Source organism: Glycomyces paridis, from assembly GCF_004912155.1.
Classification (GTDB): domain Bacteria; phylum Actinomycetota; class Actinomycetes; order Mycobacteriales; family Micromonosporaceae; genus Glycomyces; species Glycomyces paridis.
This window is the reverse complement of record NZ_STGX01000003.1, coordinates 233040-247091: the sequence shown is the minus strand read 5'-3', so window position 1 is coordinate 247091 and position 14052 is coordinate 233040. Positions and strand designations below refer to the sequence as shown.

Annotated in this window: 14 protein-coding genes and 1 tRNA gene; 6 read left to right on the top strand and 9 right to left on the bottom strand. The window is 70.3% G+C overall.

Annotation, left to right across the window (positions count from 1 at the left end):
- Nucleotides 1-104: 104 nt before the first annotated feature.
- A complete protein-coding gene (locus tag E9998_RS05350; protein WP_136528669.1) occupies nt 105-764 on the top strand; it encodes a hypothetical protein in 660 nt (219 codons plus the stop codon).
- Between the two features lie 107 nt (nt 765-871).
- Here E9998_RS05350 and E9998_RS05345 read toward each other — a convergent pair whose 3' ends face one another.
- The gene (locus E9998_RS05345; protein WP_136528668.1) at nt 872-2092 is read right to left on the bottom strand and encodes a beta-1,3-glucanase family protein; all 1221 of its coding nucleotides are present in this window, start codon (nt 2090-2092) and stop codon (nt 872-874) included.
- A 250-nt stretch (nt 2093-2342) separates the two neighbouring features.
- Between E9998_RS05345 and E9998_RS05340 the strand changes: the two genes are divergently transcribed.
- The 3 genes from E9998_RS05340 (at nt 2343) to E9998_RS05330 (ending at nt 5812) form a co-directional block, all read left to right on the top strand.
- The gene (locus tag E9998_RS05340; RefSeq protein WP_136528667.1) at nt 2343-3797 is read left to right on the top strand and encodes a family 43 glycosylhydrolase; all 1455 of its coding nucleotides are present in this window, start codon (nt 2343-2345) and stop codon (nt 3795-3797) included.
- Nucleotides 3798-3880: 83 nt separating this feature from the next.
- Nucleotides 3881-4795 (top strand): NADP-dependent oxidoreductase, encoded by a 915-nt coding sequence (locus E9998_RS05335; protein ID WP_136528666.1) that lies wholly within the window; start codon nt 3881-3883, stop codon nt 4793-4795.
- A gap of 123 nt (nt 4796-4918) precedes the next feature.
- Entirely contained in the window at nt 4919-5812 is an 894-nt protein-coding gene (locus E9998_RS05330) for a sulfotransferase domain-containing protein (protein WP_136528665.1), read from the top strand.
- 27 nt (nt 5813-5839) lie between these two features.
- Here the strand turns inward: E9998_RS05330 and E9998_RS05325 are convergent, their stop codons facing one another.
- Both E9998_RS05325 and E9998_RS05320 read right to left on the bottom strand, forming a co-directional pair.
- Complete coding sequence (locus E9998_RS05325) at nt 5840-6112, bottom strand: hypothetical protein (protein WP_136528664.1); 273 nt, start codon at nt 6110-6112, stop codon at nt 5840-5842.
- A 309-nt stretch (nt 6113-6421) separates the two neighbouring features.
- Nucleotides 6422-6507, bottom strand: a tRNA-Leu gene (locus tag E9998_RS05320).
- A gap of 157 nt (nt 6508-6664) precedes the next feature.
- On the opposite strand from E9998_RS05320, the gene E9998_RS05315 reads away from it, so the two are divergent.
- Together E9998_RS05315 and E9998_RS05310 are read left to right on the top strand one after the other, a co-directional pair.
- On the top strand, nt 6665-7678 hold the full coding sequence (locus E9998_RS05315) for a phosphotransferase (protein ID WP_136528663.1): 1014 nt from the start codon (nt 6665-6667) through the stop codon (nt 7676-7678).
- A gap of 45 nt (nt 7679-7723) precedes the next feature.
- The gene (locus E9998_RS05310) at nt 7724-8821 is read left to right on the top strand and encodes a C45 family autoproteolytic acyltransferase/hydrolase (RefSeq protein ID WP_158299697.1); all 1098 of its coding nucleotides are present in this window, start codon (nt 7724-7726) and stop codon (nt 8819-8821) included.
- Here the strand turns inward: E9998_RS05310 and E9998_RS05305 are convergent.
- The 6 genes from E9998_RS05305 to E9998_RS05280 all read right to left on the bottom strand — a co-directional run bounded on the left by E9998_RS05305 (nt 8811) and on the right by E9998_RS05280 (nt 13997).
- Nucleotides 8811-9707 (bottom strand): TrmH family RNA methyltransferase, encoded by an 897-nt coding sequence (locus E9998_RS05305; RefSeq protein WP_420842412.1) that lies wholly within the window; start codon nt 9705-9707, stop codon nt 8811-8813. The two genes, E9998_RS05310 and E9998_RS05305, sit on opposite strands and share 11 nt — an antisense overlap.
- A gap of 6 nt (nt 9708-9713) precedes the next feature.
- Entirely contained in the window at nt 9714-10745 is a 1032-nt protein-coding gene (locus E9998_RS05300) for an SPFH domain-containing protein (protein ID WP_136528661.1), read from the bottom strand.
- Between the two features lie 53 nt (nt 10746-10798).
- Entirely contained in the window at nt 10799-11242 is a 444-nt protein-coding gene (locus E9998_RS05295) for an NfeD family protein (RefSeq protein WP_240037510.1), read from the bottom strand.
- A 102-nt stretch (nt 11243-11344) separates the two neighbouring features.
- Nucleotides 11345-12400, bottom strand: a complete 1056-nt coding sequence (locus E9998_RS05290; RefSeq protein WP_240037509.1) for a ferrochelatase — start codon at nt 12398-12400, stop codon at nt 11345-11347.
- A 58-nt stretch (nt 12401-12458) separates the two neighbouring features.
- Nucleotides 12459-13241, bottom strand: coding sequence for an enoyl-ACP reductase FabI (gene fabI / locus E9998_RS05285; RefSeq protein ID WP_136528659.1), 783 nt, complete (start codon nt 13239-13241; stop codon nt 12459-12461).
- A gap of 51 nt (nt 13242-13292) precedes the next feature.
- The gene (locus E9998_RS05280; RefSeq protein ID WP_136528658.1) at nt 13293-13997 is read right to left on the bottom strand and encodes a beta-ketoacyl-ACP reductase; all 705 of its coding nucleotides are present in this window, start codon (nt 13995-13997) and stop codon (nt 13293-13295) included.
- Between the last annotated feature and the right edge of the window lie 55 nt (nt 13998-14052).

The window sequence follows — 14052 nt, the reverse complement described above, 5'->3', positions numbered from 1 at the left end:
CTCGCCCGGGCACCGCACCGGCGCGGCCCTCCCTTGAGGAATCCGCTTGGGGCCGTGTGGAAACCGACATTGCCGCGGGCGAGTGCGGCGGTCGTCAATGAGGCGTGGACTCCGCACTGTTCCTCCTCCTCGCCCTCGCCCACCTCGCCCTGCTGGTCTGGGGCGCGACGCTCGCGTCCCAGTCCGGCCGGGCCGCGAACCTGGCGCTCCCGGTCGTCGCCGCGCTCGTGTACGACAACGCCGTCATCGCCGCCGGGAGTCTCGTCGGCGAAGGCGCGATGCTGGAAGGGCTCAACGCGGGCCGGTTCTGGCTGCACGCCCTCCTCACGCCGCTCCTGGTCGTCTGGGCCTGGGACGCGGTGCGCCGCTCCGATGCCGCATGGGCGGCGCGCCCGTGGGCGCGGTGGTCGGCGGTCGGCCTCGCGCCCGCGCTCGCGGCGCTCGAGCTCGCCACGGTCGTGGTCGGACTGGACCTCCACGTCCGCGACGAGCACGGCGCGCTGAGCTACACGGCCGCCCACGCGGGCGGCCCGCCGCCGATGGTCCTGGTCGTCGCGGCGGCCCTCCTCGCGGCGGGCGCCGTGCTCTGGCGCCGCGACGCCTGGCCCTGGCTGTTCGCCGGAGCGCTCCTCATGTCCCTCGGCTCGGGCGTCCCGATCCCCCTGCCCACCGGCGCGGTCACCAACGCCTTCGAAGTCCTGCTCCTCGCCGCGATCATCGCCACCACCGCCCACCAGAAGGCGCCGGAGCCGATCCGGGCGTGAACCGGGCGCCGATTCCGTCGGCGCCCGGTCCGTCGCAGGGTCCGGCGGGAGAGTCCGGTGAGAGAGCGCTCTCTCACCGGACGCGGCGATGCCCTTCCCTTTCCGGGTCAGGTGGCGGTCAGCGTGAGCCGGGTCGGGTTGCCGTCGAAGGCGACACCGGACTGGTCGGGGACGCCGTCGGGGGTGACGTCGTCGTAGGGGAAGGCGTAGCCGATCGGCGAGTTGTCGTGCACCGCCCGCGCGAAGTGGTTGGTGGTCTCGTGCGCGTAGAAATCCGCGACGGGCGCGCCGTTCGGCTGGTCGGAGTGCGAGTGGATGGTGCTGCGGTTGAAGGCCGCGGCCAGGCGCGCGAGGGCGCCCTTGCGGGCGTCGGTGTCGCCGGGGTTGTTCGCGAACGGCCCGTGATTGCAGGTGAAGACGTCTCGCGCGTCGGGCTTGGCGAAGGTCGAGCCGTCGTCGAAGACGAGGAGGTCGCCCTGGACGCGGCCGGTGAGGATGCCGCGCCCGCCTTGGAGGTCGATGCGCAGGTCGGTGCCGCGGTAGTGGTCCCAGACCTGGTCGGCGTAGGCCGTCCAGTAGTCCGCGAACGGCATGTCCGGCTGCCCGAAGTAGGGGGCCATGACGTTCTGCGGCGACATGACCCGCAGGATGCGCCCGCCGCCGTCGCGCATGACGAGGCGGTCCCAGGGCTGGCCGTCGGCGGCGGCCTGCGCGGTCAGGTCGGCGGCGATCGCCTCGACGGCGTCGGTGTCGAGCGCGGCGACGGAGTGGTCGCCGTCGCCTTGGAGGCGCAGGCCGATCGGGAGGGCGGTCACGAGGTCGACGTACGAGACGTTCACGAACAGCTGCACGTCGTTGAACGTGAACTCGCAGAAGGAGACGACCTTCCCGTAGTTGGAGTCGGCGGGATTGCCGAGCGCGGGCTCGACCAGCGCCGGGCCGGGGTTGACGTAGAAGTCGATCTTGGTGTCCCGCACGAAGTAGACGCGCGCGCCGTACATGCGCGGCAGGGTGATCACGACCGGCGCGGCGCCGGGCGCGTTCAGCGGGATCGAGGCGTCCACCGGGAGCGGCGTGACCGGCCCGGGCGGCTGCTCGACGTAGTACGGGCCCGAGGCCCGCACGAGCATCATCCGGTCGGTGCCGAACTCGCGTCCGGTGACGTAGGCGGAGACGTTGGCGCTGTCCGTGCCGTTCACGAGCGCGAGCTCGCATGTGGCCGGCGCGGCCTCGGCCTCGCTCACGGCGAGGCCGGACCACCAGGGCGAGCTGGCGGCGACCGCCCCCGCGGCGGCGGTCGTGGCGATGACGGCTCTTCGCGAAACCATGGAAAACCTCCAGAAGGTCCGAAGACTGTGAATTCGGACGAGATTAGCACGGTTTATTTACAAATTTAAAGCCCTAAATCCCCACGAATCCGAACGGGAGGCGCCGAAAGCCGGAGAAGCACCCGGCCGCCACTCTCGGCCACTCCATCGATACACGTACATATATTGACTTCATCGATTGAGATTGTTACCGTGAACACTCCCCGTTGAACGCCTGGTCCTGTCCCTCCCCCGACCACCCGGAGTCCTGATGCGCACCGATCCGTTCGACCGCCGCCGCCTCTTCCGGACCGCCGGCGCCGCCGCGCTCGCCTCGGCCGCCGCCGCACTCGGCGTCGCCTCCGCGGCCGAGGCCGCGGCGGGCGTCGCCTACGAGAACCCGCTCGCCCAGCAGCGCGCCGATCCGTTCATCGTGCGCCACACCGACGGCCGCTACTACTTCACCGCGAGCGTGCCCGCCTACGACCGCATCGTCATGCGCCGCTCGACCACCGTCCAGGGCCTCGCCACCGCGCCGGAGGTCACCGTCTGGTCCAAGCACGCCAGCGGGCCGATGAGCCACCACATCTGGGCGCCGGAACTCCACCACATCGACGGCAGGTGGTACCTCTACTTCGCCGCCGGGCGCGCCGACGACATCTGGGCCATCCGGATGTACGCCCTGGAGAACGCGAGCGCCGACCCCATGAGCGGCACCTGGACCGAGAAGGGCCGGATCGTCACGCCCCGCGACTCGTTCTCCCTGGACGCCACCACCTTCACCGACGGCGGCACCCGCTACCTCTGCTGGGCGCAGAGCGACCCCGAACTCGGCAGCGGCACCAGCCTCTACCTGGCCGCGATGGCGAACCCGTGGACGATCACCGGCACCCCGGTCCGCATCAGCAAGCCGACGCTTCCTTGGGAGGTCGTCGGCCACAAGGTGAACGAGGGCGCCGCCGTCGTCAAGCGCAACGGACGCGTCTTCATGACCTTCTCGGCCAGCGCCACCGACGCGAACTACGCGGTCGGCCTCCTGACCGCCTCCCAGGGCGCGAACCTCCTCGACCCCGCCGCGTGGAGCAAGCACTCGCAGCCGGTCCTGCGCAGCAGCGACGCCACGGGCCAGTACGGGCCGGGCCACAACTCGTTCACCGTCTCCGAGGACGGCGCGAGCGACCTCCTCGTCTACCACGCGCGCCCGTACCGCGACATCAGCGGCGACCCACTCTACGACCCGAACCGCCACACCAGGGTCCAGAAGTTCTACTGGAGGGCCGACGGCACCCCGGACTTCGGCATCCCGGTCGCCTCCGGGCCGACCCCCTACCGCTTCGCGGTCCACGGGGCCGCTGGCGTCTACCTGAACCACTACGACTTCCGCCTCAAGGCGAACGCGAGTCCGGCGATGCTCGCCGACTCCCAGTTCCGGATCGTCGCGGGCCTGACCGGTTCGGGCACGGTCTCGCTGGAGTCGGCGAACTATCCGGGGTACTTCCTGCGGCACAAGAACTACCAGGTGTGGGTCGAACGCGGCGACGGCTCGTCCCTCTTCAGGTCCGACGCGACCTTCCATCGGCGTTCGGGCCTCGCCGACGCCTCCGGGGTCTCGTTCGAGTCCGTCAACGCCTCGGGCCGCTACGTCCAGCACACCGGCGGCCTCGTCGACCTCCTGTCCCCCACGACCGACGCCGCCCGCGCCGCGGCGACCTTCCACCTCGAATGAGGACGGCCGGACTTCGGGGTCTTCGCGCAGGGGGCGGCGTCGGGTCGTTTAATGGAGCGACCTGCCCGAGCGAGAGGACCCGCATGAAGGCGATCACCGTCACCGACCCGGACGCCGGCACCGCCGGCATGACCTTCGGCGAGCGGCCCGAGCCGCACGCCTCGGAGAACGACGTGGTCGTGCGCGTGCGGGCCTCGGGGTTCACGCCCGGCGAGCTGACCTGGCCGGGCACGTGGACCGACCGGGCCGGGCGCGACCGCACCCCGAGCGTCCCCGGGCATGAGCTGGCCGGGGTGGTCGAGTCCCTCGGGTATGGGACGACCGGTCTCACCGTGGGGCAGCGCGTGTTCGGGCTCGCCGACTGGACCCGGGACGGCACGCTCGCCGAACGGGTCGCCGTCGAGGCCCGCAACCTCGCGCCGCTCCCGGCCGACGTCGACTTCACGACCGCCGCGAGCCTGCCTATCTCCGGGCTCACCGCCTGGCAGGGCCTGTTCGAGCACGGCCGACTCCAGTCCGGCCAGTCCGTCCTCGTCCACGGCGCCGCCGGCGGCGTCGGCTCCGTGGTCGCCCAGCTCGCCCGCGAGAAGGGCGCCCACGTCATCGGCACCGGCCGCGCCGCCGACCGCGCGGCCGCCCTCGACTTCGGCGCCTCGGAGTTCCTCGACCTCGAAGCCGACGACCTCGACGCCGTCGGCCCGGTCGACCTCGTCTTCGATGTCATCGGCGGCGATATCGGCGCCCGCTCCGCCGCCCTGGTCCGCCCCGGCGGCGCCCTCGTCACCATCGCCGGCCCGCCCGAGGTCCGCCCCGCCGACGCCCACGCCGTCTTCTTCGTGGTCGAGGCCGACCGCTCGCAACTCGCCGAACTCGCCGCCCGCCTCCGCAGCGGCCGCCTCCGCACCCGCATCGGCGCCGTCCACCCCTTGGAGGAGGCCGTCACCGCCTTCAACCCGACCACCCGCCCGACGGGCAAGACCATCATCACGATCGGCTGAACCGAAGCGCCCCAGGCGATCTCCTCGGGCACCTCCAGAACTCAAGATCATTTCCTTGCGTCATCGCCCGGTCACTCGTAGCGTGGGTGCGACCGTTCGCGCTCTCTCGCAAGGAGAAACACCGTGACCGCACCCGCCGTCCGATACCAGAGCATCTTCATGGACAACGACCGCTGGAACGGGGTCGAGCTCCGCGAGGACGACATCATCGTCGCCACCCCCGCCAAGTGCGGCACCACCTGGACGCAGATCATCTGCGCCCTCCTGGTCTTCAGAAGCCCCGAACTCCCGCGCCCGCTCGACGAGCTCTCCGTCTGGGTCGACGCCTACTTCCGCCCCCACGACGACATGCTCGCGTTCCTCGACGCCCAGGACCACCGCCGCTTCCTCAAGTCCCACACGCCCCTGGACGGCCTCCCCCGCGACGACCGCGTCACCTACATCAGCATCGGACGCGACCCCCGCGACGTCGGCATCTCCACCGACAACCACTTCGCCAACATGGACTTCGCCAAGGCCATGCAACTGCGCGCCGCCGCCCTCGCCCCCGACCTCGCCACCGCCCCCGAACCCCCCGCGCCCACCCTCTACGAGCGCTTCTGGAACTGGGTCGACACCGACGACGAACTCATCGGCCTCGCCGCCATGATCCGCCACATCGAGTCCTTCTGGTATCGCCGCGAGGAACCCAACATCGTCCTCCTGCACTTCGACGACCTCAAGACCGACCTCGAAGGCCAGATGCGCGCCCTCGCCGCGACCCTCGACATCCCCATCCCCGAGCCCCTCTGGCCCGACCTCGTCCACGCCGCCACCTTCGACGCCGTCCGAACCAACGCCGCCACCCTCACCCCCGAGAACGACCTCTGGAAAGACCGCACCGTCTTCTTCAACAAAGGCACCACCGGCCAATGGAAGCACCTCCTCACCCCCGCCGACCTCACCCGCTACCGAGCCCGCATCAACGAACTCACCACCCCCGAAATAGCAGCCTGGCTCCACCGAGACACCCTCTGACCGCGGCTAAAATTACGGCCCTTCAGGTCATGATGTGCGACGGGTCTGGTCCTTGAAGCACCACTTGCACTCATCCTTGCCCGCGTCTTCGGCGACTTCGCGGTGAACCGACTCAATGTCGTGGAGCCGCAGACCACTCCGGGCCGCACGGCTCTGTCCCTTATGCAACCATGGGCATTCCGCATCAAGGTGAAAGGCGCTGCCGCCCTTGCTGATGTACACCCGGATCACGCGTTGGGGAGCGGTGGCCGCACCACCGATGAGACCGGGACGGTCCCAGGGATCGTCGGTGTCGGTCACAGGGGCCTCCTGTCGGGCCAGGCGATCGGATCAACTCACCATAGCCGAGACATTTTCAGGAGTTTCCGCTGGTCAAATGGGCATTAGCGAGACCAGTTCGGCAGTTGTCCCTCAGCGCGTCGGAAAGGTGCCTGTCGACGAGCGCTTCGACGATGCTCACCACCACGGCGAAGTCGCCGACCAGGTGCGGTCGCCTTGCCGAATGACGGTGTAGTCGGTGAGACGCAAAGGAGTGAGGCGCATACGGTCGGCATCGGAATCATCGCCAGGGCACACAATAAAGGCCCCGGTAACGGGGCCTTCAATCTGTGCGCGAGGGGGGACTTGAACCCCCACGTCCATTAGTAGGACACTAGCACCTCAAGCTAGCGCGTCTGCCATTCCGCCACTCGCGCGTGCACAGAGAATTGTATATGTAGTTTGTTTTCGCTGCCAGGCGGGTGTTTGCGACTCGCCTTGACACGAGATGGAACTTTACACGACGGTGCGGGGGCGGGCGCAAGGGGGGTTCGCGGTCGTTCGGGCGGGGCGGCGACGGCTACGCTTGGGGGCATGACCGTGACCGCGCCTCGACTCCCCGACGCGGCGCTGGCGCATTGGGATCTGGGGCAGGTCTTCCAGATGCAGCGGGTCCAGACCGGGCTGATGAACCGGTCCTGGCGGGTGGACACCTCCTCTGGCTCGTACCTGCTCAAGCTCTTCCGAGATGTGACCGGGGCCGAGCTCCAGTTCCAGTTCCACGTGCTCCAGACGCTGGGCGCCTCAGGGGTGCCGGTCGTCCTGCCGGTGCTCAGCCGGGACGGGCGCGCGATCATCCTGCTCGAGGGTGAGGAGTTCGGGGTCTTCCCGTGGGTCGGCGGGCGGCACCGCTCGGGGCTGTCGATGACCCGCGAGGCGTGCCGCGACCTGGGGTCGGTCATCGGACGGCTGCACCGGACGCTGCACGCGGCGATCCCGGCGGACCGGCCGCCGAAGGCCGAGAACCCGCCGACGACCGAGGCGGCGCTCCAGAAGGTCGACCGACTGCTGGAGCTCGTGGCCGCCGGGCGCGGCGACAAGACCGGGTTCGAGGCCACGGCCGAGCAGACGCTGCGGCTCAAGCGGGGACTGCTGGTGCGCCTGGGCGACCGCAGGCCGCCCGACCTCGCGCCGCAGTACACCGGGTACACCCACGGGGACCTGCACCCGCACAATGTCCTGCATGGACCCGACGACCGGGTCTCGGCGATCCTGGACTGGGACCGGCTCACGATCTCTTCGTACGCCAGGGAGATGGCCCGCGCCGCGGTGTTCTACTTCACGTACGGCGACGAGCGCGGCCTCGACTGCGACCGCATCCGGGCCTTCGCGGGCGGCTACCGGTCCGCGTTCGACGTGGGCGAGCCGGAGATCGGGCTCGCGACGCACCAGCTGTGGTGGGACCGGCTCACCGACAACTGGGTCATCGAGTGGCACTACGTGCGCCACAACTCCGCCTGCGACCACCTGCTGCCGGGCCAGACCGGCCTGGTCAAGTGGTGGACCATCCACTACTCGCAGGTCGAGCAGTCGCTCATGGGGCGCTGACAAAGCCGCTGGCTTCCCGATATCGCTTCTGTCACAATGACCCGTGTGACTGAACTGCCCCTCCTCCACCTTCATGGAAGCCCCTACCGCCAAGGCGTGCAGCACGGCGAGCAGCTGCGGGAGGCGATCGCGGGCAACGTCGCGGTCTACCGCTCCCGGATGCTCACGGCGGGCCTGAGCGAGGCCGACCTCGCCGAGCGCTCCCGCCGCTACCTCGGCCTCTTCACCCGAGAGGACGCCCTCTACCGGGCGATCATGGACGGGATCGCCGACGGCTCGGGCCAGAACCTCCTCGACATCGCGCTCCTCAACGCCCGCTACGAGCTGCTGTACAGCGCCTGGAGCGAGTTCGGGCGGCCCACCGCCGAGGGCCTGCGCTCCGAGTGCACCTCCTTCGGCGGCGCCGACGGCGTGTTCGCCGCGGGCGGGACCCAGATCGGGCAGAACTGGGACTGGTTCACCGGCGTCGAAGGCGCACTGCTGCAATGGAAGCACGGCGACACGACGGTGATCGGATTCACCGAGGCGGGCGTCGCGGGCGCCAAGATCGGACTCAACAGCGCCGGGATCGGGCTGTGCATCAACGGGCTCGGCGCCAGCGTCGACGACTGGCGGATCGACTCGGTGCCGTTCCACCTGCGCACCTGGCGGATCCTCCAGTCCGGGACGCTCCCGGAGGCGATCGGCCACGCCCTCGCGCCCCGGCCCTCGTGCTCGGCGAACTTCTTCATGGGCAGCGCCGCCGCCGGCGTCGCCACCGTCGAGACCTCCCCCGGCGGCTCCCGGGTCATCTACCAGGACGGCACCGCTCCCCTGGTGCACGCCAACCACTTCCGCGACCCCGACCTGCTCGGGGTGCACCAGAGCTGGCTGGAGACCGGACGCGTCTCGACCTACCACCGCTGCGAGCGCATGGAGACGCTCCTGGCCGAACAGTCGCCGCTGACCGCCGAGCACCTCCACGCGGCCATGCGCGACCACGTCGGCGGGCCCATCGGGCTGTGCCGCCACCCGGTCGAGACCGACCCGGTGGAGCTCCAGACGCACACCGCGCTGGCCGCGCACCTCGACCTCGACGCGGGCCGCTTCTCCTACACGTGGGGCCCGCCCTGCGAGTCCGAGTTCACCACCGTCAGCCTCTAGGCGGCTGCGAGAGCTCCCAGCAGGCCACCGCGGTGGCCGCGGCGACGTTGAGCGAGTCGACGCCCGCGTGCATCGGGATGACCACGGTGCGGTCGCACGCGTCGAGGGCCGCGGCCGTGAGCCCAGGGCCTTCGGCGCCGAACATGAGCGCCGGGCGGGCCCGCTCGTCCGCGCTCAGGGTGCCGATGTCGACCGCGCCGCGCGAGGGGCTGAGCCCGTGCAGGGTGAATCCGGCCTCGCGGACCTGCCGCAGGCCCTCGGGCCAGGGGTCGAGGTAGGCGTACGGCACCGCGAACACCTCCCCCATGCTCACGCGCACGCTCCGGCGGTACAGCGGGTCGGCGCAGTCGGGCGCCAGGAGCACCCCGTCGAAGCCGAGACCTGCCGCGACCCTGAACACGGCGCCGATGTTGGTGTGATTGTTCAGGCCTTCGAGGATCACCAGGCGCCTGGTGCGTTCCAGGATCGCCGCGGGAGCGGGGAGTTCCTTGCGGTGGAAGGAGGCCAGCGCGCCGCGGTGGACGTGGAAGCCGGTGACGGCTTCGAGGACGTCGGGTCCGGCGGTGTAGCAGGGCGCACCCTCGGCGAGGCCCGCGAGTTGGTCGGCCCGTTTGGCGTCGATGAGCATGGACCGCATCCGGTACCCGGCTCGGAGGGCACGGCCGATGACCTGGTGGCCCTCGGCGATGAACAGGCCGTGGGGCTGCTCGAAGCGGGTGCGGAGGGCGAGGTCGGTGAGAGCGCGGTAGTCGGCGAGGCGCGCGTCCTCGGGGTCGTCGATGCGGGTCGCGGGTTCGGTCGGGAGCTCTGGGTCGGGCACCTGATGATTGTGCCGCAGGGACGGCGAACGCCCCGGGCCGCCCGTGCGGGCGGCCCGGGGCGTCACGGGTGCTTAGGCGGGGGCGGGGGGCAGTTCGTTGGTCCTGCCCTCGCCGATGTCCTGGACGTCGCGGGCGGCCTGTTGGGCCGCTTCGAGGGCCGCGGCGGCGGCGGCGTCGAGTTCGAGGGCGCTGGAGTCGATCTCGACCTCTTCCTCTTCTTCCGCGGCGGCGGCGTCGGAGCCGCCGAAGGCGTTGCCGATGCCGCCGAGGGCCTTGGTGAGCTCGGCGGGGACGACCCAGACCTTGTTGGCGGTGCCCTGGGCGATCGTCGGCAGCGTCTGGAGGTACTGGTAGGTGAGGAGTCGGTCGGTGGGCTTGGCCTTGTGGATGGCCGCGAACACCGTCTGGATGGCCTTGGCCTCACCGTCGGCGCGGAGCACCGCGGCGTCGCGCTCGCCCTTGGCGCGCAGGACGGCGGACTGCTGCTCGCCTTCGGCCATGAGGATCGAGGAGCGCTTGGTGCCCTCGGCGTTGAGGATCGCGGCGCGGCGGTCGCGCTCGGCGCGCATCTGCTTCTCCATGGCGTCGCGGATGCTCAGCGGCGGTTCGATGGAGCGCAGTTCGACGCGGGTGACCTTCAGGCCCCACTTGTCGGTGGCCTTGTCGAGCTCGGCGGCGAGGCGGGCGTTGATCTCCTCGCGGCTGGTGAGGGTCTTCTCCAGGTCCATCGAGCCGACGACGTTGCGGAGAGTGGTCGTGGTGAGCTGCTCGACGCCGGCAAGGTAGTCGTCGATGGCGTACACGGCGTCGGTGGGCTTGGTGATGATGTAGTACAGGACCGTGTCGATCTGGACGCCGAGGTTGTCGGCGGTGATGACCGGCTGCGGCGGGAAGTTCACGACGCGCTCGCGAAGGTCCACTTTGGCGCGGACGTTGTCGACGAAGGGCACGAGGAGCCGCGGCCCCGGTTCGAGCGTCCGGCGGTACTTGCCGAGTCGCTCGATGATGTAGTTCCACTGCTGGGGCACGATCTTGATCGAGCGGAAGAGCACGATGATCAGGAAGATCGCGACGATCAGCAGCAGTATGCCGATGGGGTCCATGGTGTTCTAGCCTCCAGTGGTCTGGCGGATCGGCGGGCTTTGTCTTGTTCGGGCTATGTCTGTTTCCATACGATGACGGTGGCCCCCTTGATTTCTACCACCGTGACGCTGTCGCCGGGTTCCAGCACCTGGTCGGGTTCGAGGGGGTAGGCCGTCCAGTTGTCGCCGGCGATCTCGACGAGCCCGCCGGTGAGGTCGACGGTCTCCAGGACCCTGGCGGGGGCCCCTTCCATCGCCTTGGCGCCGTAGGGGCGCAGTTTCTCGCCGCCCCGGTCGGATTCGAGGGCTTCCTTGAGGAACGGCCGAAGGCCGAAGATGGAGGCGATGGAGCCGACCCCGAAGAGGACGGCCTGGAGCCAGAAGGGTGCGCCGAGGGCGGCGGCGATGCCGGCGAGTGCGGCACCGCCGGCGACCATGGCGAGGACGAGGGTGCCGGTGAAGAGTTCGGCCACGCCGAGGATCACTGCGGCGATGATCCATATGAATACAGGGTCCACCCCCCAAGCATGTCATGCGCTCGCTACCTGGGGGGATTACGGTGCCGGGCCCGCGCCCGCGAAATGCGGTCGGGCGCGGGCCCGGCGGTGTCGTCGCTGGTGTCAGCGGCTCCGGTGCTTCTCGGGGGCCGGGGGGCGGCGGGCGGGGCAGCAGCCCTCGACCGTCGGGTCCCAGACCGGGAGCTTCCCGAGGCGCTTGAGCGGCGCGCCCTTCACGCGTTCGGCGACGAGGTCGCGGAACATGCCGACGAGGTCGTCGCCGACGCGGGGCGTGCCGGCCCGCAGGTAGCGCAGGCCGAGCGCCGCGGCGGTCTCGGCGGCCTCGTTGTCGAGGTCCCACAGGACCTCGATGTGGTCGGAGAGGAAGCCGACGGGGCTGACCACGACGGTGTCGACGCCTTCGGAGGCGAGGGCCTTGAGGTGGTCGTTGACGTCGGGCGCGAGCCAGGGCATCGACGGCGGGCCCGAGCGGGACTGCCAGACGACGTCGAAGGGTCCGCGCCATCCGGCGCCGTCGGCGACGAGTCCGGCGGCCTCGGCGACCTGGTCGGCGTACCGGGCGCCTTCCGGTCCGGAGCACTCCTCCATGACGGTGGGGATCGAGTGGGCGGTGAAGACCACTCGTGTCTTCGACTGGTCCTCGATCTGGTCGAGGCTCTCCCGCAGCCGCGCGGCGAAGCCGCCGACGAAGCCGGGGTGGTCGAAGAAGTGCCGGATCTTGTCGATGACCGGCGCGGTCTCGCCGACGGCGGCGCGGGCGGCGTTGATGTCCTCGACGTACTGGCGGCACGAGGAGTAGGAGCCGTACGCGCTGGTGCACAGGGCGAGGGCGCGCTTGACGCCGTCGCCGGTCATCTGGGTGACCGCGTCGACGAGCATCGGCGGCCAGTTGCGGTTGCCCCAGTAGATCGGCAGGTCGATGCCGGCGGCGCGGAACTCGTGCCGCAGGGCCTCGATGACCTCGCGGCACCACTGGTTGATCGGCGAGATGCCGCCGAAGTGGTAGTAGTGCTCGGCGACTTCGGCGAGGCGCTCGTCGGGGATGCCGCGGCCTCGGGTGACGTTGCGCAGGAACGGCAGGACGTCGCCGGGGCCCTCGGGTCCGCCGAAGGAGACGAGCAGGACCGCGTCGTATCCGTTCATGGCTGCTTCGTTCATTGCTGGCCCGTTCGTGACTGGACGGTTCATGGCTGGCGGGTTCACGGGAACGGCGCCGCTACTGCTCGGTGCGCTCGACTCCGACGGCGTGGAAGCCGCCGTCGACGTGGAGGATCTCGCCGCTGGTCGCCGGGAACAGGTCGGACAGGAGCGCCGCGCAGGCCTTGGCGACCGGTTCGGAGTCGGTGAGGGACCAGCCGAGGGGGGCGCGCTCGGTCCAGGCCTTCTCGAAGGCCTCGAAGCCGGGGATGGACTTGGCGGCCATGGTGCGCTGCGGTCCGGCGGAGACGAGGTTGACGCGGATGCCCTTGGGGCCCAGGTCGCGGGCGAGGTAGCGGTTGGCGGACTCGAGGCCGGCCTTGGCGACGCCCATCCAGTCGTAGACGGGCCAGGCCTGGCTCGCGTCGAAGGTGAGGCCGACGACGGACCCGCCTTCGGACATGAGCGGCAGGCAGGCGACCGCGAGGGCCTTGTAGGAGAAGGTCGAGACCTGGAGCGCGGTGGCGACGTCCTCCCACGGCGTGTTGAGGAAGTTCCCGCCGAGGGCCGTGGGGGGCGCGAAGGCGATGGCGTGCAGGACGCCGTCGATGCCGTCGACGTGCTCGCGGACCTTGTCGGCGAGGCCGGCGAGCTGCTCGGGGTCGGTGGCGTCGAGCTCGATGACCGGGGCGGGGGTCGGCAGCTTCTTGGCGATGCGCTCGACCAGGGACATGCGCCCGAAGCCGGTGAGGACCACTTCGGCGCCCTGCTCCTGCGCGTACTTGGCCACGCCGAACCCGAGGGACTGCTCGGTGATCACGCCGGTGATGAGCAGTCGTTTGCCGTCCAAGATTCCAGACATGTGTTCCTCCGTGGTCACTGTTCGATATAGAAAACTACTGCGGCGCGGCCGCTAATGGCCCATGCCCAGGCCGCCGTCGACGGGGATCACCGCGCCGTTGACGTAGGCGGCGGTGTCGCCGGCGAGCCAGGTGACGGCCCCGGCGATCTCCTCGGGGGCGGCGAAGCGCTTGGCGGGGATCGAGTCGAGGTAGGCCTTGCGCTGCGCTTCGGGGAGCGCGTCGGTCATGTCGGTGGCGACGAAGCCGGGGGCGACGACGTTCGCGGTGATGTTGCGCGAGCCGAGTTCGCGGGTGATCGAGCGGGCGAGGCCGACCAGGCCGGCCTTGGAGGCGGCGTAGTTGGTCTGCCCGGCGTTGCCGTAGAGGCCGACGATCGAGGAGATGAAGATCATGCGGCCGGACTTGGCGCGGAGCATCTTCGAGGAGGCGCGCTTGGCGACGCGCCAGGCGCCTTTGAGGTTGGTGTCGACCACGCGCTCGAACTGGTCCTCGCTCATGCGCAGCAGGAGCGTGTCGTCGGTGATGCCGGCGTTGGCGACGAGGACCTCGACGGGTCCGAACTTCTCCTCGACCTCGGTGAAGGCCGCGTCGACCGAGGCGGTGTCGGTGATGTCGCACTGGACGCCGTAGAGGCCGTCGGGGGCGCCGGTGCCGCGGTGGGTGACGGCGACGTTGTCGCCCTGTGCGGCGAATGCCCTGGCGATGGCGAGACCGATCCCGCGATTGCCTCCGGTGACGAGGACCGTGCGCGCCATTGTCCGAACTCCCTCATGTTCTTTGTACGAAGCCACCGACGATCGTAGCGACGGG

Bases quoted from the DNA above. Each gene is read 5' to 3' on its own strand.
- E9998_RS05345 (WP_136528668.1), bottom strand. From the start codon at position 2,092: ATGGTTTCGCGAAGAGCCGTCATCGCCACGACCGCCGCCGCGGGGGCG.
- E9998_RS05340 (WP_136528667.1), top strand. From the start codon at position 2,343: ATGCGCACCGATCCGTTCGACCGCCGCCGCCTCTTCCGGACCGCCGGC.
- E9998_RS05335 (WP_136528666.1), top strand. From the start codon at position 3,881: ATGAAGGCGATCACCGTCACCGACCCGGACGCCGGCACCGCCGGCATG.
- E9998_RS05315 (WP_136528663.1), top strand. From the start codon at position 6,665: ATGACCGTGACCGCGCCTCGACTCCCCGACGCGGCGCTGGCGCATTGG.
- E9998_RS05300 (WP_136528661.1), bottom strand. From the start codon at position 10,745: ATGGACCCCATCGGCATACTGCTGCTGATCGTCGCGATCTTCCTGATC.
- E9998_RS05290 (WP_240037509.1), bottom strand. From the start codon at position 12,400: ATGAACGAAGCAGCCATGAACGGATACGACGCGGTCCTGCTCGTCTCC.
- fabI (WP_136528659.1), bottom strand. From the start codon at position 13,241: ATGTCTGGAATCTTGGACGGCAAACGACTGCTCATCACCGGCGTGATC.
- E9998_RS05280 (WP_136528658.1), bottom strand. From the start codon at position 13,997: ATGGCGCGCACGGTCCTCGTCACCGGAGGCAATCGCGGGATCGGTCTC.